This is a genomic window from Candidatus Zixiibacteriota bacterium (assembly GCA_040752595.1).
GTDB lineage: Bacteria > Zixibacteria > MSB-5A5 > WJJR01 > WJJR01 > JACQFV01.
Map to the genome: position 1 here is coordinate 54,088 of JBFMGX010000040.1, position 26,280 is coordinate 80,367.

Sequence of the window (26,280 nt, forward strand, 5' to 3'; positions counted from 1 at the left end):
CACGGCCTGATGTATCTCAACTCATTGCCTCACATGAACTCGGCGTCCGGAGTCCCAGTTCACTCGGACGTGGCGTAACAATACGCGGCATGGGAGTGAATAGCAGACCCCTCACTTCGTTCGGGGTGACAAACCCCGCCCCATTGCACTCTCATGAGTCATTCCGAACGAAGTGAGGAATCTGCTGTTGCTGTACCAGGGATTTCAAAACGCCCCGTTCTCATTCGGGGAATCCTTCGGCACTTCTGAAGCGGCCTCCCACTCTTCGATGATGAGGTCGCCGGCAAAACGGAAGATGTGAATCAGGACATAATCGGAGCCGCCGGGGGTGAGCCGGACCTTCCCGTGCACGATCACGAAATCCCCATCTTCAAATGCGCGGATCGGCTCGAAGACTTTGTCGGGGCATTGCCGCGCATTCTCTTCCATCGCGACCAGCAGCGATTCTCCATCGCCGCGAAAGTAGACGTTGTGGTGCCGAAAATCGGGATGGACGTATTTCTCGTATGCCCCACGCGCCTTTCCGGAAGCCGCGAGGCGCAGGAATGATACCGCAGCGTCTTTCTTGTTCACCGTGTTCTCCGTATTCTGTCCTGCGTGCCCGCGATCTCCGATCGCGGTCTCGTGGCCCTGACCTTGGTCAGCCCGTAGGGTGCGTTCTCCAAACGCACGGTCTTTCTCTGCGCAGTGGTGCGTGCAAAGCACGCACCCTACGAGACCGACCACAGACGAACGTCAGTGGCACGGGCTACATCTGCGCGTTGTCTGCTTCGATTGTTTTGAGTCCTTCCGACCAGTCCGCGTAGACCTGCCAATGCCTGATCTTCCCGTTCGCCACGATGGCCTTCCAGGCAGCGGGCATAACGACCCGGTTCGCCAGGACCAAACCGCGCTTCCCATTGTACGTCCCGACTGCGCGCCCGAAGACCGCGACCATGTCCCCATGCTCAAAGATGGTCTCGACTTCGATCCTGTAGTCGGGAAACATGCCGAAGTACGTCGCCCACCCGGCGGTCATCTTGTCGCGCCGGGTCTCCACATGGCCCAGCGAATCGACGAACGTGTGGTCGTCGGCCATTAAACGGGAGAGTCCGTTCACATCGCCCTCATTGATCGCGGCGATGAAGGCGTGGACGACGGCGATTGGAGCTGAGTCCATGGTGCTATCTCCGTGTGGCACTGACCTTGGTCAGTGATTTCACACCCTGACGAACGTCAGGGCCACGCCGGCCGCCCGCGATCACAGATCGCGGGCACACTCCTATGCATCAACTCGCGACGGGTTCGTCCGCTCCATCGCGCGCACGAACGGCGTCAAGAGGTCGATCGGCACCGGGAAGATCGTGGTCGAGTTCTTCTCGGTGGCGACCTCAGTCAAGGTCTGCAGATAGCGCAGTTGGATGGCGGCCGGGTTCTTGCCGATGATCTCCGCCGCTTGGGCCAGCTTTTCGGAGGCCTGGAATTCGCCTTCGGCGTGGATGACCTTGGCGCGGCGTTCGCGTTCGGCCTCGGCCTGACGGGCGATGGCGCGCTGCATCTCGACCGGGAGATCGACGTTCTTGACCTCGACCACGGAGACCTTGATCCCCCACGGCTCGGTCTGCTCGTCGATGATGTGCTGCAGCTTCTGGTTGATGTGCTCTCGATTGGACAAGAGGTCATCCAGCTCGAACTGGCCGAGGATCGAGCGCAAGGTCGTCTGCGCAATCTGCGAGGTCGCCATCATGTAGTTGGCGACATTGACGATCGCCATGTTGGGATCGATGACACGGAAGTAGACGACGGCGTTGACCTTGATGGTGACGTTGTCGCGCGTGATCACATCCTGCGGCGGCACATCGAAGGTGACGGTGCGCAGATCGACGCGCTGCATCTTGTCGATGATCGGGATGAGCAGGATCAGGCCCGGCCCCTTGGCGCCGATCAGGCGCCCCAGACGAAAGATGACGCCGCGTTCATACTCTTTGAGAATGCGAATCGCGTTGGCCAGAATGATCAGGACAACGATGACAACGGTCAGTGTTCCCAGACCAGGCACTTGCATATCCCCTCCTATGAGACCGGTTTGGCCAGCGGGTTTTGTCAGGTGCACAGGGCACCTGACCTACATCAACATCCTATAAGACCGGTTTGACCAGCAGCAGCATTCCTTCCTTGCCTGTCACTTGTATTCGTCCTCCGGCAGCCACGGGAGCGGATGTGCGGGCGCTCCAGTACTCACCCAGCAGATAGACCATCCCCTCCGTCTCGAACGCCTCCCGCGCCGTGCCGAACTGCCCGATCAGCCCCTCCACACCGGTGGTGGGCTTACGCAGACGCGCCTTGACGGCCAGCGCCAATGCAAAAACGAAAAAGGCCACGGTCGTGCCGACCACCGCAAGGATGACGGTGAATGAGATGCGCGCCGCCGGATCCGGCGAATCAATCAGCATTAGCGAGCCGATGATCATGGCGATGGCCCCTCCGACGGTCAGAAGCCCGTGGCTGACGATCTTGAGTTCGAGGATGAAGAGAATGATCGCCAGGACGATCAGTGACAGACCGGCGTAATTGATCGGCAACGTTTGCAGCGAGTAGAAACCCAGAATCAGCGAGATCGCCCCGATCACGCCGGGGAAGATCGAGCCGGGATTGTACAGTTCCATGAGAATCCCGATCCAGCCGATCGACATCAGGATGTACGCGATATTGGGGTTCGTCAGCACAGTCAGGATCTTCTCCCGCCAGGTCGGCAGGATGCGGTTGATATGTGCCCCCTTGGTCGCCAGCGTGACTTCGCCGCGCGGGAGCGCCACCTTGCGGCCATCGAGCGAGTCAAGCAGATCGGAGATGTTGGCGGCGATGAAGTCGACAACGTTGGAGTCGACGGCGTCATCGGCGGTGATCGACTCGGATTTCCGCACCGCCCGATCGGCCCAGTTGGCGTTGCGGCCCCGCCGGTGCGCGATGGCCCGGATGTTGGCGGCGGCGTCATTGCCCGCCTTCTCCGACATCGTCGAGTCCATCTTCCCTTCCAACGTGACCGGATGCGCCGCGCCGGCATTGGTCCCCGGCGCCATCACGGCAAAGTGCCCCGACACGAGGATGAAGACGCCCGCCGAGGTCGCGCTGGCCCCCGACGGCGACACATAGACGACGACCGGCACATTGGCGTTGAGGATCTCCTGCGTGATGTCATGCGTGGTCGCCATCAACCCGCCCGGTGTGTCCAACTCCACGATGAGGACCTCGGCCCCCGACTCCTCCGCGTCTTCGACGGCGTTCTCGACCGCCGTCGCGGCCACCGGGCCGATCGGCCCATCAATCCGCATGACGTCGACAACGACCGCGTCCGCGGAAGAGACCATCAGAGCGACCCATAGGACGGCGAGCATCGCGCCCATCTCCAGCCATCGCCGGCCAGCGATTCGTGTTGTCATAATCATACGTACGCGAAACCGTCGAACTCCGTCAATGGAAAACGGGGGCGCTCCCTCACCCGATCCGGCCGCCGGCCGGATCGACCTCTCCCAAGGGGAGAGGTTAGTCACTACCCTCTCCCTCCGGGAGAGGGTGTTTCGGCCTTCAGGCCGAAACGGGTGAGGGAAGACCTTGATGTGATGTCGCGGGCACGGCACGCCGTGCCCCTACGCGGACCGTTCATACACGCAGTCACCATCGACCACCGTCATCATCACCTGCGCCGCGAAGACATCCGACGGATGTATGGCGAAGATGTTGCGATCCAAGACGACCAAATCAGCCAGCATCCCGGGGGCGATGCGGCCACGTTGATCACCGTCGCCCGCAGCGATGGCAGCGCCGACTGAAAAGCCCCAGACCGCCTCCCAGACCGAGAGCCGCTGACGCGGATACCATGATCCCCGGCGGTCCTTTGGGCACGCGCGATGCACGGCGGCTCCTATTCCATCGATTGGGCACAGCCGCTCGATCGGCGCATCCGAACCAAACGCCATCACGGTCCCCTGATCCCACAGCGAACGAAAGACAAAGGCGTCCTTCACGCGTCTGCCCCAATGACGGTCGACATAGTCGCGGTCGGTGAGCAGATGGGACGGCTGCATTGAGGCAATGATGCGGGACCCCGCGAGCCGCTTGAGGCCCTTGGGATCGATCAACTGCAGATGCTCGATCCGGGGCGGTTGGCGGCGCGGGAATCGCGCCTCGTGCCTGCGCAGCACGTCCACCGCCTGTCCCACGGCGGCATCGCCGATGGCATGCACACAAACAGAAAGCCCATGCGCCGCGGCACGTCGAACGACGTCGGCGAATTCCGCCTTCTCCATCCGGCAGATACCCCGATGGGAGCGATCGCCCGTGTATGGACGATACATCCACGCTGTGCGCGAACCCAGGGCCCCATCGAGGAAGATTTTGACCGCCCCGATCTTGATCCAACGATCCCCCAATCCCGATCTCAGGCCGAGTGTGACGGCCTCATCGAGATGATCAAGTCCAATGGACTTCCAGAGACGCAACCGCAGTCGACCCTTCTCGCGCAAGCCGTGGAACGCCGCCAGCGTAAGAGCATGGCCCATGTCGTGGATGGCTGCAACGCCGACGGCATGGGCTTCACTCTGCGTCTGTGCGATCAGTCGTTCCGCTTCCGAGAGCGTCGGTTCGGGTACCTTGCCCCACACCAGGTTGCAGGCCGTCTCGTACAGAATCCCCGTCGGCTGGCCGGACGAATCGCGTTCGATTCTGCCCCCCGGAGGATCGGGAGTTTCGCGATCGATTCCGGCGCGGCGCAGAGCGATCGTGTTCACCCAGAGTGAATGTTCATCATGGCTGAAGATCGCTATCGGCCGTTGCAGCTCCAGATCGTCCAGCCCCTTCCGGCTGGGACGGGCCCCAAGCCACAGGTTGGGATCGAATCCATGGCCGATGATCCAGCCGCCTCCGACCCCGGTTGCCTGTCGGTGTCTTCGCAGGCATTCTCGTAGGGCAACGGATGTGTGGACGCGTCGCAAATCGAGATCGGACAGCGCGCGCGCCAGCATCAAGAAATGCGTGTGTGCATCGGAGAACGCCGGCAGCAGCAACCGACCCTTCAAATCGACCGGACGGGCGCGGCGATATTCGGTCGGGGCCGATCCGCGTCGTCCCACCCAGACGATGCGATGGCCAGAGGTGACGACCTCGCCGGCAACCGGATCGTCGGCGTCCATCGTGACGATCGGACCGTTGAAGAAGCGCAGCATCGACGGTGACGATTTCACGTCTCCCGCAAACCCTCCTCCGCCAACACGCGCACATCACCGACGCGGCGGGTGATGCCCTCGCGATCGAGCGCCTCGCCGATCGGCACCGCATACCGCCGTGTCGTGCCGAGCAAGTCGCGCAGTTGCCCCGCCGTCAACGACGGTTGGGTGCGCAGGGCCTCACGCACCTTCTCACGGACAGCAGCATAGAGCTCGGTCGTCAGAATCACACCATCGCCCAGTGCCAACACTCGTCCGGTCGAGATCCAGAAGCCGAGGATCGCCCTGGCATGCTCGGTGCGTGATTCCAGATCTTCGCGCGTCGGCGGCAACATCCCCCCATCGATCAGCGTCTTCCAGAGGCGCTCCGCCTCCCCATTCCAATCGGCCGGCAACGCCGCCTGATGTCCGGGAAGGTGATACGCGTCACCGGTCCGCGCCACCTCACCCGAACTTGAGAGCCAGTCGGCGAGAGCCGGCATCGGTTCGGCAGGGATTCGGGCGCGCGCCTGCCATGCTGCCAGATTGAGGCCAGACAGATAGGGCTGTTCGTGATGAATCAACGCGAGTATCCCGACCAACTGCCGCCGACTGTCCGCCAGCCAGGCCGCATCGAAAAGCCAGCCCCGCGACTCTGCAACATCCCCTCTCTGCAAGGCCTGGTCCAAATCGGCGGCAATCTCCGATGCTGTGAACGGCCCCTCGTCCAGGAAACCGGCACGCGATGCGAAACCACGTTTCCCCAGTTCGGTCCGGCGATACGAGGCAATCGTTCCATCACGACGCAGCTGCAACCGCCGCAGCAGATCGGGGTCGCGGTGCGCGCGACGGTCGCCGCCCAAATCCAGGATGATTCCGCCGCCAATTGTCACCCCCGGAGTCGGCCAGCGGAGGACGAAGCGGTCCTGAAGACGCGCCTTGATCGGCTGACGAAGATGGAACTCACAAAATCCCTCTTGGCCGGGTTCGATGTGCGCTTCGCTGACTGGTCGGGCGATGCCATCCGGCTCAACCGTCCCCAACATGACCAGAACCTGCCGTTGCCGCTCCAGGGGATGCGTCGCGTCAGGGAGGATGCGAACCTGACCCCACAGTCGATCGCTGGTCGCGGCGTCCGTTGGCATCACGAGGCATTGCCCGCGCTTCACATTGTCACTGTCCGCGCCCGCCAGATTGACCGCGACCCGCTGTCCCGGCAACGCCGTCGTCACACCACGCTTGTGCACCTGCAACTCACGAACACGGGCATTGCCGGCGCCGGGAACGAGAACCACGCTCTGCCCAACCGACAGCGCGCCATCGATCAGTGTCCCTGTGACCACAACGCCGCGCCCGGCAACCGCAAAGACCCGGTCGATGTACAAGCGCGGCTTGCCGATGTCGCGCCGCGGCGACAGCGTGCGCGTCATCGCATCGATGGCATCACGCAGATCATCCAGCCCCTCTCCCGTCACCGAATCGACAGGAACGATGGCCGGCGGTTCGGAATCGGGAAAGGCACCGGCCACATGGTCACGCACGTCGGCCTTCACCAACTCCAGCCAGTCACGCTCCACGAGGCCGATCTTGGTGATGACCACGATTCCCCGACGCACACCCAGGAAGCGCAGGATGGCGAGATGTTCGGCCGACTGCGGCATCCAGCCATCATCGGCGGCGATCACCAGAAGGACGAAGTCGATGGCGCCGACGCCGGCAATCATGTTCTTCACGAACCGCTCATGCCCCGGAACGTCGACAATACCGATCGTCTCGCCGGATTTCGTGGTCACCCAGGCGAAGCCGAGATCAATGGTCATCCCGCGCGCCTTCTCCTCCGGGAGACGGTCGGGATCGATGCCGGAGAGCGCCATGACCAACGTGGACTTTCCGTGGTCGACGTGCCCGGCGGTGCCCATCACGTACATATTCGGAGATCCAGATTCAGACTGATGTCAGGAGCACAGGGCTCCTGACCTACAACTTTGCGGGACCGCGATCAGAGATCGCGGCCACACATGCCTCAAGACACAGAATCCCAATCCACGGACAAGGGGCTTCAGCCCCTTGCAGCGCTCTTCAGGAACCGCGCGACGTCATCATCATCGGCGGCGAACATCGTCCGCAGTGACAACACGAATCGCCCATCCACGATCGTGCCGATGATCGGAGGCGTGAATGCCCGCGCCGCGTCTGCCATCGCCCCGGCATCAGGGGGAGGGGACAGACTCAGGCCCCAACCGGGGATGGTCTTCCCTGGAGCAGCACCGCCACCAAACGTATCTGCGGTCGCAGTTGTCTCCGCTTGCCATCCTGCCGCTTTGGCCGCAGTGGTCAGGGAGGACGCACGTCGATGCAACTCGTCGACAGGAACCGCGAGGAGCCGGTACAGTGGAATGGCGGTCTCCGCGCGACCGGCCCGATGCGCCGCGACTGTTTCCTCCATGGCCAGCAGTGTGTTCTTCCCCGGACGGAGGGCTCGGTAGAAAGGGTCCTTGCGCAGTCGGTTGATCAGTTCCGTGCGCCCCAAGATGATCCCCGCCTGCGGACCGCCCAAGAGTTTGTCGCCCGAAGCAGTCACCAAGTCGGCACCGCATCCGACGGCCGCCCGCAATGTCGGCTCGCCTGAGTACGCGCAAATCGCGCCGGGGCCGACTGCACCGGAGCCCAGATCCCAGACGACCGGAATGCCGCGATGGCGTCCGAAAGATGCCAGGTCCCTCGGCTCAACTTCCGAGACAAACCCGGTCTGCACGAAGTTCGAACGGTGGACTTTGAGGATCAGCGCCGTCTGCGGACCACAGGCCTTCTCGTAATCCGCCAAGACGGTCTGATTGGTCGTGCCGACTTCACGGAGTACCGCGCCGCTGCGGGCGAGGATTTCCGGTATGCGGAATCCGCCGCCGATTTGAACCAGTTCACCACGCGAGATGACGACCTCTCTGCCCCAGGCCAACGTCGTCAACACGAGGTAGACGGCAGCCGCGTTGTTGTTCACGATCAACCCCGCTTCCGCCTCTGCCAGTGACGCCAACTCCGCCTCGACGGCCGCACCGCGTCGGCCGCGCGTGCCGCACTCCAGATCGAATTCGAGGGACACATACGACGTCAACTGCGGCAGCACGTGCTCCACGAGCTGCCGGTCCCACGGAGCCCGTCCCAAATTGGTGTGCAGCAGCACGCCGGTCGCATTGATGACCCTCTGAGGGAACCGACGCCTTCGGGTCGCCGCGCGAGCGATGACATCGGCTATGATCTCATCCACTCCGGGCCACGGATCTCCGACATTGATGGAATCACGATATCTTCCGACGACCGCACGGATGTCCTCGGTGATCGCAGGCCGGCCATCGCGGGCAATCAGAGCGGCCAGCGAAGCATGCTCAAGGAGGACCTCGACCGACGGGGGACGAGTCGGCGGCGATGGTTCCGAACGGGACTGACGCTTGTTCATGATCGAGAAAACAAGCGGAAGGGGTGGGAATCGAACCCACCGCGGCCGACCCGAGGCCGACCGCCTACGGATTTGAAGTCCGCGCCGGCCACCAGACCGAATCCTCTTCCGGCCCTAAAATAACTGTTCGTAAACCGTCGCGCTGCTGCATTTCAAGGGTCATTCCTTGTTGCACGCGTAGGGGCGCACGGCCGTGCGCCCCTACCAATGCCCCGCTAGAGCGCCTAAATCGACGGCACCGTCATCTTGAGCGGATCGTCGATCTCAACCGCCTCCTTGATCGCGTACGCCTCCGCATGACGCCTGCGGATCATCCGTCCCAACTGCCGTGCGTCCACGTCCATCAACTCGAAGATGTCGACGCCGGGCTCATAAATCGACCGTGCCGCCTCCGCTGTCCCGAACTGCGATGCATAGGCCCGGACCGCGGCGAGCTTGCGCTCGAACTGCGCCGAGACGTCGACCAGGAAGGAATACGGCGGCTGCCTGAGAAAGGCGGTGTAGAGAATCTTGCGCGGCCGATGCGGCTGCCCTTTCAGATCGAGCTTCTTCAGACCAGCCAGGAAGCAGGCATCGTACGCCATCTCACCGGCGACCCGGTGATCGGGATGGCGCTGCCGCCAATGCGGAAGGATGACCAGGGCGGGTCGCAAGCGTCGGATGATCGCCGCAACCGCCAGGCGGTTCTCCAGTGTGTTCTCAAGTCTGGCATCGGGGAGATTCAGGTTCTCCCGATGCGTCAGATTCATGATCTTCGCGGCGGCGTATGCTTCGGCCTCACGTTCGGCAGCACTGCCGCGCGTGCCCATCTCTCCGGCGGTGAAATCGACAATCCCTGTCTTGTAGCCGAGATCGGCAAACTTGATGAGCAGTCCGCCGCACGTGATCTCGACGTCATCACGATGCGCAGCCAGCGCCAGAGCATCCACCGTCGTTGTCTCGTTCATCGAACTCCGATGTGTAGGGCGGACCTTGCCCGCCGTTCCCGACGCATATAGAGGTGGGCGGAGCCCACCCTACAAACCCAATACCCGCCTGTAGAAATCCTCATACAAAGGGACAACCGCTTCCGCTGTAAACTTCTCCCGGACCGCCGCCAATCCCGCCTCGCGCAAACGTGCCGCCAGCGGTGGATCGGTCAGGATCTGATACAACCGCTCTCCGCCTTCGTCGTACTCATCCGGTCCCACCAGAAGCCCGTTGACACCCTCCTCCACCAACTCGGGAACTCCCCCGACGCGCGAGGCCACCACGGGCACGCCGCAGGCCATCGCTTCCAGCGCCGCGAGACCGAAAGCCTCATAGTGCGACGGCAGCAGAAACACATCGGCCGCGCAGAGAATCTGATCGACGTCTTCACGGTTGCCGAGGAAATCGACGGAATCGGCGACTCCCAGCGATCTCGCCAGGGCAAACGCTTCTGCGGTCTGTGGCCCATCGCCGATCATCAGCAGGCGTGCCGGAAGCCGCCGCCGGAGCCGCGCGAACATCTGCACCACGCCGATCACGTTCTTCACCGGGCGGAAGTTGGAGAGGTGCGCCACCACCTTCTCCTCCCCCTTCGCGAAGCGGGCGCGGCATTCCCCGGCGGGACGCGGATGGAACCGGGTCGTGTCGACGAAATTGCGGATGACCTCGATCGGGCGGCGGGTCCCGAAGACGCTGATCGTCTTGTTCTTGAGGAACTCCGAGACCGCGGTGACGCCATTGACCGCGTCAATCGAGAAGCGCGTGATCTCGAAGAACGAGCGGTCCGATCCGACCAGTGTGATGTCGGTCCCATGCAACGTGCACACCGTGCGCGGCCCGGCCGGGCCGAGCGATTGCTGCGCCAGGTAGGCCGCAATCGCCAGGGGAATCGCGTAATGTGCGTGCAGAATGTCCAATTGACGCTGCTGCGCCACCTCGATCATCTTCGACGCCAGGGACAGCGTGAACGGCGGGTACTTGAACAGCGGGTAGGTCGGCGTCTCCACTTCGTGGAAGTACAAGTCGACGTCGAAGCGGTCGAGACGGTACGGCAGCGCATGACTGATAAAGTGGACCTCATGCCCGCGCATCGCCAAGTGCGCCCCCAGCTCAGTGGCGAGAATCCCCGATCCGCCCGGAACCGGGTAGCAGGTGATGCCGATCTTCAACGGGGTAGTCGGCATGGCACTTGAATCAGCTCCAGCAACAAGAGGAAGGCGAGTGGAGAATAACCTCTCCCTCCGGGAGAGGTCGATCCGTCCGGCGGACGGATCGGGTGAGGGGATCGCCGTATCGATTCATTCCACAGACGACCTCATGCCAACCGATCACGGCTCAATGAGCTGATGATCGTGAGTCCCGATCGCCAGTTGCCGGCGCACGCTCGACAGGAAGTCGAATCCGTACTTGTTGAGATAATACGTGATGTTGAACACGCGCTCCTGGGGCCGGCCCTCGGGATAGAGATGCGCGGCCAGCTTGTAGAATTTGGCGCGGATCTCCTCCCCCTTACGCTTGTGGGCCTGGAAGACCTTCTTTTCGAGGTGATCCCACGAGGATGCGATCCTACCGGCATCGACTTCGAAGGTCTTGTCGAGGGTCGGCTCGAAGGCCACGACGCTCTCCTTCAACTGCGCCAGGCGCTCCTCCCACTGTTTCTTCTCCGCCGCGAAACGACCGGCCAGACCGGACGGGAACGAACGCTCGAAGTGGCGGTTGATCAGCGCCTCAATGTCGCCAAAGAACTCGGGGATCTCGTGCCCGAGCCCATTCACGGCGCTTCTGATCTTCTGCTCGATCACGGTCGCCGACGAGCGCGGCAGCACGACCGGCATGGTCACGCCGAATCGGTCGAACAGGGACCGCGATTGCGCCCAATAGGCGATCTCCGACGGTCCACAGACGGCGGCAACCACCGGGAACAGGTACGATTGCACGACAGGGCGCAACAGGACTCCGGGGGAAAAGGACGACGGATCTTCATGCAACCGCTGCTGCCAGACCGCGACATCGTGCGGCTTCCTCTCGGGATCAGTCCACAGGCCATTGGAGTCGGCACGGATGGCGTGGCGGCCATTGCGGATGTGAAACAGGTGCGTGTGCCCTTCCGGATGAGAGACTTGCCGATGGTACCCCGACTCTTCGAGTCGCTGACCGTTCTCCGACAATGCTGCCGCCGTGAGTGCGTGCCCATCGATCTCCTCGGCCACGAGCGGCGCCGCCAGCGCCTTGGCCTCGGCATCGGCCGGATTGAAGAGGACCAGTCCGTGCGGCCCCAGAATACGGGTCATCCAGCGTCCGAAGGCCTGGACCATCGTGCGCCCGGGAGCATAGTCGTCCCGCAACGCCGCCTCGATCACGTCTGAGAATTCCGTCTTCAATTGGGCGTCGTGCAATTCGGCAAGGACCGACGCGATCTCACTTCCCAGATGCACCTGGGCGGCCGGCGCTCGCGGCGCGATGTGATCGGGTTTCAGGACAAGCCGACGAACCTGATTCTGAGTATCCGGGAGGCCGGCCCAGCGAATCTCCTCGAAGTCGTGATCGTCAGCGGCGATCCAGAAGATCGGAATGACCGGTCGGTCAAGCATCTCGCGCAACCGCGCCGCCCAGCTCAGGAGCGTGATCGACTTGTAGATGGTGTACAGCGGACCGCCAAACAAGCCGGCCTGCTGGCCGGTGAAGATGACCACGGCCCGTTCCCCGGCCAGTTCCTGTGCCGCGGCGATCGCCGCCGGGGGCGCGCCGAATTCACCGTTCTGGCGCACCAACATCGCCGCCGCCACGCGGCGCCCTACAACGGGGTGATCGAGGCGCCGGGCGCAGCACTGGAAGGCGCCGAGCGTCGCGTGCGGCCAGAGGTAGAAAGCGCCGGTCCGGTCCGGGTCATAGAGAACGTCGAGATAGAGCCGGGCCCGACCGGGGATCCTGCCGGTGTGAATGGTAGACGGGATCATCGCATGGGGCCCGGGGACGATCTGCGGGAGCGTCCGGCCATCCACAGTCTACGCAATTCAGTCATGTGGCGCTTGGACTGATTCGCCTCGGGATTCGACAATATCCCGCAGGCGTTGAACCGGACGGCACCGTCTGGATATGGACTTCCGGGGAATAGTCACAGCCATTTCCGGCGACGGAACAGCCACAGCATGCCGGTCACGAGGACGGCGCACAGACCCCAGAAGAAGAGATACCCGTGTCGCCATTTGATCTCGGGGAAGTGCACGAAGTTCATCCCGTACACGCCGGTGAGGAAATACATCGGCAGGAAGACCGTGGCGATGATGGTCAGGATCTTGATCGTGTCGTTCGTGTTCTTCTGCACCGCCGAGAAATGCACCTCGAGGACCGAATTCAAGGTGTCACGCAGCGAGTCCGCCAGATCGTTGACGCGTTGCATGTGATCGAACGCATCCCGGAAGTACAGCCGTGCCTGCGCGCCGATCAACGGGAACTGGTCGCGGGCAAACCGATTCAGAATCTCCCGCTGCGGCGTTGCGATCCGCTTCAAATGCGCCAGGTCGCGCTTCAGGGAGAAGATGTGCTTTGTGACGTCCCTGCCCGGCGCGGCAAAGACCTCGTCTTCCGCCAGATCGACTTCATCCTCCATCCGCTCCAGCGTGCTGTCATAGTGGTCGACCAGGTGATCCAGCACCGCGTGAAACAGGAAATCGGCGCCGCGCGACATCAGCCGATCGTCATTCTGACAGCGTCGCGCCACGGCTTCGAGGGGACGGATCGGATCATAGTGAATCGTCACCACGCCGGATCGCAAGAGAAAGATGTCGACCTCGCGGGTCGCGAGTCCATCGGCGACGTTCGGATAGTCGGCGATCTTGAAAACCACGAACAGATACTGACCATAATCGTCGACTTTGGGCCCGGGGAGCTCGGCGATCACGTCCTCAATGGCCAGTGGGTGAAAGCCGAAATCGGCGGTGAGCACGTACGATTCTGCGTCGGTGGGATTGGAGAAGTCGACCCAGAACACCTGGTTGGGCACCCGCAACAACTCGTCGAAGGCGAGCAGCCCCTCGGTGCGAACAATGCCACGGTCGGGCTGGTATGTGTGCGTGACAATCATCGGGTCCGCCTCCCCGGCTCAGTGCGCAGCGGGAACGGAAACCACGGATGATACTGCCTCTTCTGGCTTCACGGCAATCGGAATTGTCTCGCACATCCGACGAGGGCAGGTTGGTGGAAGGAGCGGTCCGGCTGACCGCGACCGAACATGCCACCACCGGCCGGGAGGCGGCCCGGCGATACTCAGTCGGCACACCCGGTCAGCAGGGGCCGGGTCGGATAGTAGAACACGTGGTGGATCAACATCAGGATGTCGAGAATGTCGAGATGGCAGTCGCCGTTGAAGTCGATCTGCGCGTACCCACCGATGGGGACGAACCGGCCATAGACGGCCTGCACCATACGATTGATGTCCGAGACGTTGATCGCCCGGTCGTGATTCAGATCGCCGGGGAGAAAGCTGCCGACGCCGAACCACCTCAGGAGGGTGTCCGTCAGAGCCGCGGCGTCAGGCTCGCGCAGGAAGTACAAGGGCAAACTCACGACGGCGACCTTGTTCTTGCCCGTGTCGCGACGCATCCCCACGGGATTGAACTGCCGCGCGGAGTCGCCGCTGGCGGAATTGTAGGCCAGCATGATCGTGGCATCCGGTCCCCCCTTGAATCCCCAGAGGAATCCCATGCGGCCCTCCCAGGCGGCGGGGACTCTCGCCGTGTCGAAGACTACACTCGGGAAGCCCTCCACCCCGATCCCGCCGAGACAATCAATGGGGGTCATCTGGTAGACGCCGGTGACATTCAGATAATCATAGAGGAAATCGCCGGCCTTCAACTCACAACCGCTCCGGCAGGTCGTAAGATCCTCCACCGTCCGCCAACCCGCCACGATGAGGGAATTCCCATACGAGAGATACCAAATCAGGTTGTCCCAATAGTCGGGTGGTAGCTGTCGGTGAACGGCATCGTCGTCGACCCAGATCAGCGTCCGGAATTGCCCGATCTCGGAACGGTCCACGCCCTGGGAGAGACTCGCGGGGCGCAAGTACGTGTGCACGTAGGATGCCAGGATACTGTCGTAAAACGCCTCCTGCTCCTCGACAACGGGATCGCCGGGAGTGCCTGTGGTCATGTTGACGACGAGTATGCCCTCGTCGAACGTGGCCCCGCGCGCCGAGGTCAATGGTGTCATCGGGCTGCGATTCCCTTCGCGGTCCACGGCTTCGGCCCGGTAATAATACCGGACCCGATCTTCGATCCGCCCATCGGTGTACGGAGTCGGCGGCCAGTTCGACTCCAGAATCGACAGGAAGAGGGAGTCGGTCCCCCGATAGATCACATAGTGATCGATGTCGAGCTCGATCGGATCGGCCCAAGACACGTTGATGCTGCGAAACGCCGCGCGGGCCCGAAATCCGACCGGGACGCGCGGCAAGCGCTGGGGAGTGAGGGAGTCTTCGGGCAGCACGGATGATTCCCGCCCCTCATCCGTGACGCCGGTGACACTGACATAGTACATCTGGCCTTCGGTCAGCCCGCCGATGATCGTCCGCACCGTCCCAGCGCCGCTGATCTCACCAGCGAACTTGAGCCCTCCACTCTCCGTGCCGGCATAGACACGGTACCCGACGATGTCCGCACCCGGAAGAGGCGCCCAGCGGGCCTCCAGAGACGTTCCATCGCCGACATCGCGAAGACGAAGAGAATCGACGGCCGATGGAGTCGCCGCTACGACATAGGCCGTGAGCGCAGCCAACTTGGTCATTTCTGTCCAGTAGGGGGGATTGAGGAACCGAACGCTGTCCTGTGCCGTGTTCTGGGCCGGGTTGTAGTCTCCCTCGATGATGTCGACCCAGTGGTACCCCATGGCGTTGAACGGCTCCCAGTCGGAGGAGCGCGTGTTCTCGCGAACACGGGGCTTAAGCCAGGTATGCTCCAGCGTCATTTGTGCCGCGAGACGGGCATAGGCATATGACGTCTCAAAGGAATTGATCGTCAGATCCGGATGGGCATCGCTCGTGAACGCCAGTCCATCCAGGTTGATCATCAGTTCGACCGACAAATTCGTGTTGTCGTACAACCCGAAGGCGACCTCACGAGCGCCGACAAACCCCTGCTCCCCGGCGCCGAAGGCGACGAACATGATGCGCTTGCGCGTAGGAATCCCATGGAGCGCCCACGCCAATTCCAAGAGCGCGGCGACACCCGATGCGTTGCGGTCGCCACCGGGAGCCAGGATGAAGTTGTCCGTGCCATCCACCACACGGGAGTCGTAGTGCGCTCCGATGACAACGACCTCGTCGGATTCGACCGTTCCCGGCTTTGTGCAAACGACGTTGTACGCATTCCCGCCCCGGGGGTAGTAGTCGCGATCAGACGTGAAGAACTCAGGGTGATGGACATCGCCGTATCCGAATGACCGGAATTTCGCCGCGAGGTAGTCCCGTGCCACGGCGTTGGAGTCGGTGAACGTGAACCGCGTCTGAAGCGCCTCGAGCCGTGTCGCATAGGTCACAAGTGAATCCAACGAGATCCGGCGGAGAATGGTGTCGATCGCCGGATCGTCGCTGACGCCGGCGAGCGATGCCCACGAGAGCGGCTGACAGTAGGTGAGCGGAATCTCCCGGGCATCGAGGGCCGTGTCCTCATCGCTGCTGGCGAAGGGAAAAGCCGGCGTGAGCGAGTCCCCGGCGAATCGATACGGGAGTTGGGCGCGGTGGATTCCGGCAAGGTCCGCCGCGTCGGCGGCAATCAGAAACCGGTTTCCCCGGCGCTGCACGGGATGAAGACCCAGGGCAACGGCGCCGTCGAAGTCGTCCGGCCTGGAGAGATCAAGTTCGATCAGCGACACGGGGCCAGATCCCGGTCTGTCCCGCGCCACGGAGATCCCGAAGATAGACGGGGCGACGACGAGCGCAGCAGCAAGGATGGGGATCACTCCGGTGGTACTGCCGGGTCTCAGCCAGAGATTGCGAAGAAGGACGGAAGCAGGGAACAGGACCACGAGAGGAGGCTTGGCCGGCCGACTGGGGAAATCGCACTGACATCGACACAGCGGCTTACGGATCATTCTCTCACGCCCTCTCCCCGATAGACCGAGTCTGACTCAAGACTCCGGCCTGCGGACCACAACATAACACAATCCCGGTCTGATCCACGGGGCCGCATCCCACGATTTCTACCGATTGGGCCGGACGATATTCCCGTGAAAAGCAACCCGATGACACGCGAGGAATCTGGAACAGGCGCAGGATGGCCCTTCCGAAGGCGGTCACAGCACTTCGGGCACGCTGCCTCGCTCGGAGCCGCATCGTAGAAACGGAGGGGTCTGAAGGGAGTTGTTCCGTGGGCCAGACGTCCCTGTCTGCCACGGTCATTCGTGGGAGGGCGTGACTTGCTCCACTGTTGGAGCTGCCTCGCCCACCGGATCGCGACTACGGCCGCCGGGAGGCGACGTCAGATCGTAATTCGGGGCGGCGTCGTGGGACGGAACACAAGGTAACGTCCTTCCAGGATCCTGTCGACCACGCGTGCGAACCGCTCCGTGGCCAGCCCCTGCAATCCATACAGGTTCCAGCATTCCTTCTCCCGCTCACGGACATACGGGACGATCTTGCGCTTGGGCATCCAACACCTCCGGTGATGACATCCGTCTCTGCGGAGAGGGGCGGCTGAAAGACGCCACACACAAAACACGTGCAAGCCCGTTGCGGGAGGAGCCGAGCTGACAAGCGGGGATATGGGCGGGACCGGGACCCGACAGAATGGCGGTGAGGGATCGGTGCCCCCGGCTGTGTCCCACAGACACTACGCAGCGCGAGATGATCCTGTTAGAATCGGTTTCACAACCGAGATGGATGGTCAGAACACGTCGTGGCGCCAGCCCCCCCCACCCGGCGCTGCGGTCGGGTGTGGGTTCATCCTGAAGGATTCACCCTGAACGGCACCCGACCGCACAGGAACGAGGTTGTGAAACCAATTGTAGGGGGAAAAGCCGACGACGAGGCCCAGACGCCCCACGCTTGGCGACGTACCTGCGCGGTCACTCCGGGAGTTGGGACAGCACCGAGTCAAGCCCCGGCACGGTGAGCCCGAATTTCGCCCGGATGAGGGCCCCCACTTCGTTTGCGGCCACCCGCCGTTCGTACGAGTTCAGGTCGGTGGGAAGACTCGCCAGAGCGGCCCGGTATTCGCGGGCGACGGTGCTCGCGAGCGTGTCGGGGCGCGAGGCGATCATCGCCCTGGACGAGACAGATCCCCGGGCCGTCGCCGGGGCCGAGTCCCTGACCGGAGTATCACCAAGGACAGCGACGAGTGAGTCGGCGTTGACGCCGGCGGCGACCGTCGCTCGGGCCAACGAGTCAAGACTCCGCCGCAGCCCGGCCGATAGTTCCTTCCAGCGACTGTCGAGGGCGTCGCTGATGCGGTTCTCCCATTGCAGGCGTTCGATCGCCGCCTCCTGCCGCCTTTGATCATCACGGCGGTGCTCACCGTACTTCTCCACGATTGTCAGCGCCACAACCAGCAGCACCAACAACCCCAGAACGAGGATGTCACGTGCCCGCATTGCTCTCCCCCGCGTCTCGGAACTGCTCTCCCCTCCACCGGTCAGACAACCGGCACCCCGTGGCGCGAACATACCCCCACTCCGGACCACCGGCAAGACGATTCGCGCCCGATCTGCGCATGGCGGATCGGGCGCGAACAGACCGTCAGTACAGTGTGCAGCTATGGTAGGCAGCCAAAGCCCGGTAGGACGCCGCCGCGGAACACGTGATCGATCAGATGGACGACATCCCGCAGGTCGGCGACGCAGTCGCTGTTAGTGTCAGCCGCATCCGGCGGCGATGGGGCCGACGCGCCCCGGAACACGAAATCGATCAACTGCACGACATCCTGGATGTCGAGCATCCGGTCGGCGTTCTGGTCCCCCGGCATGTACGGGGCACCCGCAATCCACAGCGTGAACGCCCGGTTGGTGTACACGGCGCCTCCGCCGACCTTGCCCCAGGCGCGAATCGTAACATTGAAGATCCCCGAGTCCAGAGGGACGCCGTTGATGGCGCCGGTGGTCGTGTCCAACGTCAATCCGGTCGGCCAGATGCCGCTTTGAATGGTGTACCCGTATTCCCCCGCGGCCGAACCCTTGGCAAACACGGAGTCGTGATGGGGCAGATATTGCGAACCCGTCACAAGCGAATCCGTCAGAATCCGCACCCCGTATGATTCGGTAAAGGCGGTATCGAGAATCCAGTTGTTGGGATCAACCTTGAGATTCGTCGGCAGGAACGCCGTCGTGAACTGATAGTCCTGGTCCCGCGCCGTGTTCCAGACCCGGAGCGTATCCGCGTCGAGGGCATCGTAAAGCCGCAGCTCCACCGGCATGTCAAACACGGCAGGCTCTGTCGTCTGTCCCTGACGCAAATGAACATATACCTGCCACCCCGTCAGTCCCGCTTCGGAAAACCAGGAGACGTAGTACTTCGGGTAGTAGTAGCCGTAGATCCAATCGGCGAAGAACTCATGCAAATCGAAGCCGGACACCGCCTCGGCAATGTCCCGGAACTCCTCGGTGACCGCGTCTTTGTACTGGTGATCGGGATCGCTGTAATACGTCCGCATGATCTGAAAGAAGACCGAGTCACCCACGATCCCGCGCAGCATGTGGAGGACCCAGGCCCCCTTGTCGTACACGCGGGTGCTGAAGATGTTGTTGATGTTGGTCGTGTCATCGATGTAGATCCGTCCGCCGCTGAAGTAGTTCATGCTGCTCATGTAGTTGCGGTACGACGCCGTGCCGCCGAGATACTCGGCCCACACCGCCTCGCAGTAGGAGGCGAATCCCTCATTGAGCCAGATGTGATGCCAGTCCCGGCAGGTGATCATGTCGCCCCACCATTGATGGGACAGTTCGTGGACGATCAAGTACTGCCCGAAGCCGAAGCCACCACTCGTGTGAGAAGAGACGGTCTGGTGTTCCATGGCGCCGCCCCAGGTGAAATGGGCGATGCCATACTTCTCGTTGAGGAACGGATACTCGCCGAACTTATCCGCCAGGACACCGATCTGGGTGACCGAGACGGGCCAGAAGTTCTGGGCATCGGTCAGGAGTTCGGGATATGAATAGAATCGCACCGGCATCGAATCGACCCCGCCGGGGCCATGGTGGTACCAATGGTCGAACCGGGCATAGTTCGTGATCGCCAGCGAGACGAGATATGTCGTGATGGGGTACGATTCGTGCCACCAATACGTGATGGTGCCATCGCCGTTGTTGACCGAGTCGCGCAGGATACCATTGGAGACGCCGTAGAGCGCATCATTGACCCGCATGCGGACATCGGTCGAATCAGCCTTGTCGGACGGCGTGTCCTTGCAAGGCCACCAGGACTGCGCCAGGTACGGCTCGGAGAGCGTCGAGATGATCGGCCAGCCGGAATGCGTGCCAAACGCGAATCCCTGAAATCCCCCGGTCGGAGGGTGGCCATGGTAATAGACGGTGACTTCAAACTCTTCGCCCACGGCGTACAGCGAATCGAGGGTGACATACAGAAAGCCGCTCACATGACTCCAGGTCACGGGGCGACCGAATGTGCGAACGGAATCAACGGTCAGACTGCTGGTCAGGTTGAGTGTGGGGGCGTTGAAACTCGCGACCCGGGCGCGGGCGTACATGGTGACACGCGAGCTGATCGTCTGTGCGATTTCATCGATGGACAGGTCCAGATCGTAGTAGGTCGCATCGAACCCGGCCTGATCGAGCACGACCGCGGGACGCGGCAGGGCCCGTTCCCGCTCGACCGCTCGTATCTTGCCGGCGGCCTCGATCCGGTGAATCTCTGTCGGTGAAAACTCGGTCGCGCTCGCCGGCATCTGGGCATCGGCCGCATCCCCCATGAGACAACAGAACAACAATCCCAGAACGCTGGCGCAGAGCCGCAGGCGGTCAATCACAAGACACCTCGCAGTACACCTGGTTGTCGAAACCGCGTGAGGAACGGTCTACAGCTTGACGGGCAACACCGCAACGCCCCCAAGTGATGAATATACGTAGAAAACCGATTTTGTCAAGCCCGGTGGCACGCACAAACGCGCCTGCTGGTACTGAGACAAGAAGTCCTGGGATATAGAATCGGTTTCACTACCCGACGTGCCATTCCGTAGACCTGTGGCGCCGGGTCCCCACACCCGACCGCACACCTTGGGGGCAATCAACCCGATTTTAGCAGGTTGCTGAAGAAAAGCAATCACTGTCATTCCGAGTCCCGCCGCTCTGTGGCGGGGCGAGGAATCTGCTCTCATTTCATGGGGAAAACAGCAGATCCCTGGTCCGCCATGGGCGTGCTCGGGATGACAATTAGGCACAAACGATCACTTCCATTTGGGATCATGCAGCGGCGGCGGCAGGATCGGGCCGCGCTTGAGATTGCGATCGGCCTTCTGCACCTCGATTTCACCGACGAGGACGCTGGGGGCAATCGCCGAAACCGGCACCCATCCCGATTCGGCGCCGCAGACGCCGTTGAATACTGCCGGGTCATCCGCCCCGGCCTTGATGCTCTCCAAGACGGCCAGCGGAGTCCCGATCAACTCCACGCCGCGAACGAGTTCCTCATGACCATCGTTCACGTAGACCTTCCTCACGACACGCGGCCGCACCCTGAGTGTCTGGACGCCATAGGACGAGGTGTTCGTCTCACCCGAGGCGATGTCTTCGAAGATCAGGCCGAACTCCTTCCCCGCCGCCCGACACGCCTCAATCAGTCTGGCCTTCAGATCCGCGTAGGTCGCCGGCTGGTCTACGGTTACGAACAGGTTCCCCATGCGACTCACCGGCTGGCTCCAGGCATCGGCCCGCCCGTGGCCGTTTGATCCCGTCACGCCCTTGACAGGGGTACGGCCGGTCAGGAAACTCCTGAGAATGCCCTTTTCGATCAGGAGCGTGCGCGCCGCGGGAATCCCCTCATCATCGAATCGGTACGCACCATAGAGCCCGGTTCCCTGGAAGTCTGTGACGGCCGGATCGTCAGTGACTGTGAGGAAGTCGGGAATCACGCGGAGTCCGATCTTGTCTTTGAACGTGTGTCCCTCGGCCTCGCGCCTGGTCCGGTGCCCCTCAAGCCGGTGACCGAGCGCTTCATGAAAGAAGACGCCGGAGGCGCCGTGACGGATGATCGCCGGGCCGGTGTACGGTTCCATGACCGGCGCCTCACGCAGAGCCAAGAGCAGATCGATCAGGGAATCGGCGGCCACGGACAATCGCGCCGAATCAGGGAGCGCGTTCAGATGGTGGGCCTTGAATACGCGCTCCAGCGTCAGCGGCATGCCGTCGTCGGCGCGCGCTTTGGCGGAGATCGAGACTGAGTAGTTATGGCTGCTCATCCGCTCACGCGTCTGCTCCGAGGTCACCAAGTACCGTGTCTGGGCCACGCCCATGAAGTCGAGGTCTGAGTCGTAGATTCTCGGCTCCCGGCGAAAGCGTGAAGAAATCGCCCGGATAACCCCCTCCCAACGGGCACGGTTGACCGCCAAGGTATCGATCGGCTCGAGTTCGACGATGGGCGCCGACGGCGAGAAGTCATCGGGACGATCCGGCTTGTCGACCTTCTGGATCTTGCGTCCCCGTTCGCCGATGAACTGCTCCAACGCCTGCTTGTAACGGTAGTCGGTCAGCAGCCAGAGATCCTGCCGCAGGGCGGTCGTGTCATTGTCGATCGGCGCGTAGCGACGCGAATAGGCATACGCGTCGTCATCGCGGGGGTCAAAGTAGAACGCCTCGTCGTCCGACGTGTTGTCGTCTTGGTAGGAGCCGACACGCACGTCGACCGCCAAAGCGCGGTACCGTTCGCCGCCGGAATTCGTCAGGGCGCCATACTCGGCGTGCGCCGAGACGCTGCGCAGATCAGTGAGACGGTAGGAGATGAAGTAGGGCGCCTCGAAATCGTCCAACTTCAACCGGGCGACGGAACGGGACATCTCGCTGGTCAGCGCCTGCAGGATGGGATCAGGTTCGGCGGCGGCGGTGTGTGCCACCGCGGTCAGGGTCGCACACAGTGCCAGGACAAGACGACTGCGGAGTCCGAACAAGAGATACCTCTCTCTCACGAGACACTGGTTCGCCGAGAATAGTGCACGTCACGCGCCCTCGCGTGGCGTAGACCGCTGAGACATGCGCCACCCGGGGGCGGGTGGCGCGCATCATCAGTGCCGGCTTGTCTGGAAAAGCGGCCCCTCAACACGCTTCTCTATCAGTCGCATGACAGCCGCCCCGATTGCCATGGAAGTCTGCCGTCGTTCATCGTCCGGCCTCACGCCGACTGCGCCTCCGTCCCGTCCGTGGCTTGGTCCGGACCTTCGCCCCCCCCCGTTCGCGCGCCTTGGCCGGCTTGCGGGACCGCGTCTTCGATTTCGGCCGCCGCGCCATCTGCCTTCTAACCATTTCCATGCGCAGAAGTTTCTCCAGACTGGCGCGCGCCGGGTCGAAGTCGAGCAGAACCGCCGAAAAAACCTCGTCCACGGTCTCGACCGGGATGTAGGTCATCTCTTTGGCGATCCGTCGCGGGACATCCTGCAGGTCCTTCACGTTCTGCTTCGGGACGATGATCTTGTGAATGCCGACTCGGTGGGCCGCGGCGACCTTCTCCTTGATTCCGCCCACGGGCAGCACCTTGCCGCGCAGCGAGACCTCGCCGGTCATCGCGAAATCATTGCGCACCGGCCGCTCCGACATCACCGACGCGATCACGACCGATACGGTGATTCCGGCTGACGGCCCATCCTTGGGAATCGCTCCCGAGGGAAAGTGCACGTGGATGTCGTAGTTGGTGAAGTCCGCATGCGGGATCCCCAGCCAATCGGCGCGGGAACGGACATAGGAGTGCGCCGCCTGAATCGACTCGCGCATCACTTCGCCGAGCGAGCCGGTTGAAATGACCGTGCCCGAGCCGCGCATCTTGAGCGCCTCGATCAGCATGATGTCGCCGCCGGTCTGGGTCCAGGCCACTCCCATCGCCACGCCGATCTCCGGCTTGGTTTCCGCCATCTCCGGGATGTACACCGGAGTTCCCAGCAGCCGCTCGACCTGTTGGACACCAACACGCGCGAATCCCCGCTGACCCGCGGCCCGTTGCGCCGCCAACTGGCGGCAGATCACCTCCAGGGACTTGTTCAGATTCCCGAGCCCGGCCTCCAGCGTGTACTCGCGGATGATCTTCAGGACGGCGGCCACCGTCAGTCCGGACTCCGAGGCCGGGAGATTGTGCTGCGCCAGTTGGCGCGGCCACAGGTGTTTGAAGGTGATCTCCACCTTTTCGTCGAGCAGGTACCCCGGCAGGTCGACGAATTCCAAACGTTCGGACAACATCTCCGGGACATTCTCGGGATCGGTGGCCGTGCCGATGTACAGGACCTTGGAGAGATCGTATGGAAACTCCAGATAGTAGTCCCAGAAATCGTGGTTGTTCTCCGGATCGATCGCTTCGAGAAGGACCGCGGAGAGATCAGGCCGCCCGTTGTCGGAACCGAGGCGATCGACTTCTTCCAGGATGCAGACGGGATTCGTGACCTCCACCGCCCGCAACAGTCGGAGCACGCGCCCCGGCATTGCTCCCGGGAACGTGCGCCGGTTTCCCTTCAGCACGCCTTCGGATCGCAGCAAGCCGAGGTTGAGGGTCACGGCAGGACGGCGCAAGGCCTTGGCAATCCCCCGCGCCAGTACGGTCTTGCCGATTCCCGAAGGGCCGACCAGGCAGAGGACGGTGGGCGCCGGGCGCCCTGTGCGCTGCAGCACGGATAAGTACTCGCAAATCCTGTCCTTGGCCTTCTTCTGGCCGTAGAAGTTCTCATCGAGCAGACGGCGCACTTCCTCGATGTCGGCGCGCTCGTGGGCGGTGGCTGTCCACGGGATATGGAGGAGCCAGTCGACGTAATTCCGGATCTCCGTGTACTCCGCCGAGGCCGTGGAGATCAGCCGCAGACGTTCCAGCTCGCTGCGCGCCCGGCGGGCGACAGTGGGAGGCAATCCGGCGCGACCGACCCGCTCCGCCAACTCGTCCAGCTCATTGGCGCCCGGTTCAAGGACCTCCAGCTCCTTGCGCAGAGCCAGCAATTCGGCGCGCAACACATCGGCACGGCGACGGTTTTCGACGGAGACACGCACACGGCGGGTCAGATCCTGTTTGAGTCCGGCCTCGGTCACTTCATGGCGCAGTAGCTCCATCAGCAGATCGAGTCGGGCTAGGACATCCGGCATCTGCGCCAGCCGCCACTTGTCTTCCTGCGTGAAGTGCACCGCGGCTCCGACCCGATCGGCAAAGTGGTCGGGACGGTCACGGGCCAACTCGGCCACCCGGACGAGTTCCTCCGGGTACTGCCCGGACTGATCCACCAGAGTCAGCAAGAGGTCATGGCAGGTGTCGACCTTCTGAGCGGCGGCGGCTGGGTCGCCAATGGTCTCCGGCTGGGTGTTGATCTGTACCTGGACCAGCGGCTGCGTCTCGAGAACACCATCGAGCGACGCGCGGAACAGACCTTCCAAGTCGACCCGCAATTGGCCGGGTCCGAGAGGACGTGCCGACAGAAGCCGACACACTACGCCGGACGAGGGAAGTACATCGCGAAATCGCTGCCGATCGAATTCCGCCGGCGTCCAGGCCACCCAGAATTGCGGCTCCTCCCCGCCGGACTTCGCGATCACCTCCAGTCCATAGGAGGTGCGCAACACGACTGAGACCACGGCCAGCGGAAACGGCACATCCCCCTGCAAGGGCAGGAAGGGAACAACCATCACCTGAGGAGCTGCCGTCGAGGTGATTCGTGTTCTGTCTTTCTCGTCCGGTGCCATACCGCCTGTGAATCTCCGCCAAGCCGCGTCCGAGCAATCCGCCTGCCGGGCGTTCCCATATGACCGGCAAGCCCATTCCCCAACAACTATAAACAAATTCGGCGTGTGAGACTTCCCGATCTACTACGCTTTCCGCAAACGGGGCCGTGTTTGATGCGCCAAATCGCGCCCTCGCGCCGGGGATCTGGCGTGCAAGTCATTGACTCACAATGTGTTGGCGAAAGCTCAAGAACAAACGGATGAGGGGTGCGCCCAATCCGGCGCACCCCTCTTGCAGACTGTTGGGGGTGAAGCTGAGGAACAGATCTCAGGCGGGGACCCGCTGTGCCACGTTGACGTTGGTCGCCTGCAACCCCTTGGGGCCATCGACGACATCAAAAACCACCCGGTCTCCCTCCCGTAGGGTCTTGAATCCCTCACGCTTGATGGCGGTGTAATGGACGAAGATGTCCTTTTCGCTTCCATCCTGCGTAATGAAACCATACCCCTTGGCGTCATTAAACCACTTCACACTTCCTTCGGGCAAACAATTCACCACCTTTCGCCTGCCGGACGTCGCCGTCCGGTCAACATACTTCCACATGCCCGCTGTGACGCGCGCCAAACACGTCACCCCCGTTCATGTGCCGTTGGTGCACCCGCTGAACGTAATCCCACCGACTGGAAGGTCCGACTACAGCAGAGGACACATGTCCTGTGTCAGACAAATTCGGCCAAAAAAGTTGATGGTCTGACGCCGGCCTCCGCGCGGTTGTGACGAAGCCTTCTCTGCCTCGCCTGTTCAACTTTCTCCCGATACTCTTCCAACAACCTGGT

At 62.5% G+C, this 26,280-nt stretch carries 18 protein-coding genes and 1 tRNA gene; all 19 read right to left on the minus strand.

Going from position 1 to position 26,280, the window contains the following annotated elements; all coding sequences use genetic code 11:
• Positions 1-204: 204 nt before the first annotated feature.
• On the minus strand, positions 205-573 hold the full coding sequence (locus tag AB1792_09845; protein MEW5702518.1) for a nuclear transport factor 2 family protein: 369 nt from the start codon (positions 571-573) through the stop codon (positions 205-207).
• Between the two features lie 175 nt (positions 574-748).
• Entirely contained in the window at positions 749-1,159 is a 411-nt protein-coding gene (locus tag AB1792_09850) for a nuclear transport factor 2 family protein (GenBank protein ID MEW5702519.1), read from the minus strand.
• 102 nt (positions 1,160-1,261) lie between these two features.
• The gene (locus AB1792_09855; GenBank protein MEW5702520.1) at positions 1,262-2,044 is read right to left on the minus strand and encodes a slipin family protein; all 783 of its coding nucleotides are present in this window, start codon (positions 2,042-2,044) and stop codon (positions 1,262-1,264) included.
• 73 nt (positions 2,045-2,117) lie between these two features.
• Positions 2,118-3,374, minus strand: coding sequence for a nodulation protein NfeD (locus AB1792_09860; GenBank protein ID MEW5702521.1), 1,257 nt, complete (start codon positions 3,372-3,374; stop codon positions 2,118-2,120).
• Positions 3,375-3,626: 252 nt separating this feature from the next.
• Complete coding sequence (locus AB1792_09865; protein MEW5702522.1) at positions 3,627-5,219, minus strand: amidohydrolase; 1,593 nt, start codon at positions 5,217-5,219, stop codon at positions 3,627-3,629.
• Positions 5,216-7,099, minus strand: coding sequence for a selenocysteine-specific translation elongation factor (gene selB, locus AB1792_09870; GenBank protein ID MEW5702523.1), 1,884 nt, complete (start codon positions 7,097-7,099; stop codon positions 5,216-5,218). The genes AB1792_09865 and selB overlap by 4 nt, the downstream gene beginning before the upstream one ends.
• 140 nt (positions 7,100-7,239) lie before the next feature.
• Positions 7,240-8,634 (minus strand): L-seryl-tRNA(Sec) selenium transferase, encoded by a 1,395-nt coding sequence (gene selA, locus AB1792_09875; GenBank protein ID MEW5702524.1) that lies wholly within the window; start codon positions 8,632-8,634, stop codon positions 7,240-7,242.
• A gap of 14 nt (positions 8,635-8,648) precedes the next feature.
• Positions 8,649-8,744: transfer RNA gene (locus AB1792_09880), tRNA-Sec, on the minus strand.
• A gap of 114 nt (positions 8,745-8,858) precedes the next feature.
• Positions 8,859-9,581: a bacillithiol biosynthesis deacetylase BshB1 gene (gene bshB1, locus AB1792_09885; GenBank protein ID MEW5702525.1), complete on the minus strand. Its 723-nt coding sequence runs from the start codon at positions 9,579-9,581 to the stop codon at positions 8,859-8,861.
• A gap of 69 nt (positions 9,582-9,650) precedes the next feature.
• Complete coding sequence (gene bshA / locus AB1792_09890) at positions 9,651-10,787, minus strand: N-acetyl-alpha-D-glucosaminyl L-malate synthase BshA (protein MEW5702526.1); 1,137 nt, start codon at positions 10,785-10,787, stop codon at positions 9,651-9,653.
• A gap of 144 nt (positions 10,788-10,931) precedes the next feature.
• A complete protein-coding gene (gene bshC / locus AB1792_09895) occupies positions 10,932-12,560 on the minus strand; it encodes a bacillithiol biosynthesis cysteine-adding enzyme BshC (protein ID MEW5702527.1) in 1,629 nt (542 codons plus the stop codon).
• A 158-nt stretch (positions 12,561-12,718) separates the two neighbouring features.
• Positions 12,719-13,687: a magnesium/cobalt transporter CorA gene (gene corA / locus AB1792_09900; protein ID MEW5702528.1), complete on the minus strand. Its 969-nt coding sequence runs from the start codon at positions 13,685-13,687 to the stop codon at positions 12,719-12,721.
• 182 nt (positions 13,688-13,869) lie between these two features.
• Entirely contained in the window at positions 13,870-16,473 is a 2,604-nt protein-coding gene (locus tag AB1792_09905) for a M28 family peptidase (GenBank protein ID MEW5702529.1), read from the minus strand.
• Between the two features lie 605 nt (positions 16,474-17,078).
• Positions 17,079-17,249, minus strand: coding sequence for a hypothetical protein (locus AB1792_09910; GenBank protein ID MEW5702530.1), 171 nt, complete (start codon positions 17,247-17,249; stop codon positions 17,079-17,081).
• A 415-nt stretch (positions 17,250-17,664) separates the two neighbouring features.
• Positions 17,665-18,189, minus strand: coding sequence for a hypothetical protein (locus AB1792_09915; protein MEW5702531.1), 525 nt, complete (start codon positions 18,187-18,189; stop codon positions 17,665-17,667).
• A gap of 161 nt (positions 18,190-18,350) precedes the next feature.
• Entirely contained in the window at positions 18,351-20,576 is a 2,226-nt protein-coding gene (locus AB1792_09920) for a M1 family metallopeptidase (protein MEW5702532.1), read from the minus strand.
• A 417-nt stretch (positions 20,577-20,993) separates the two neighbouring features.
• Complete coding sequence (locus tag AB1792_09925; protein ID MEW5702533.1) at positions 20,994-22,709, minus strand: metallopeptidase TldD-related protein; 1,716 nt, start codon at positions 22,707-22,709, stop codon at positions 20,994-20,996.
• 208 nt (positions 22,710-22,917) lie between these two features.
• Positions 22,918-25,464 (minus strand): endopeptidase La, encoded by a 2,547-nt coding sequence (gene lon, locus AB1792_09930; GenBank protein ID MEW5702534.1) that lies wholly within the window; start codon positions 25,462-25,464, stop codon positions 22,918-22,920.
• Positions 25,465-25,771: 307 nt separating this feature from the next.
• Positions 25,772-25,990, minus strand: coding sequence for a cold-shock protein (locus AB1792_09935; protein ID MEW5702535.1), 219 nt, complete (start codon positions 25,988-25,990; stop codon positions 25,772-25,774).
• Positions 25,991-26,280: the final 290 nt, after the last annotated feature.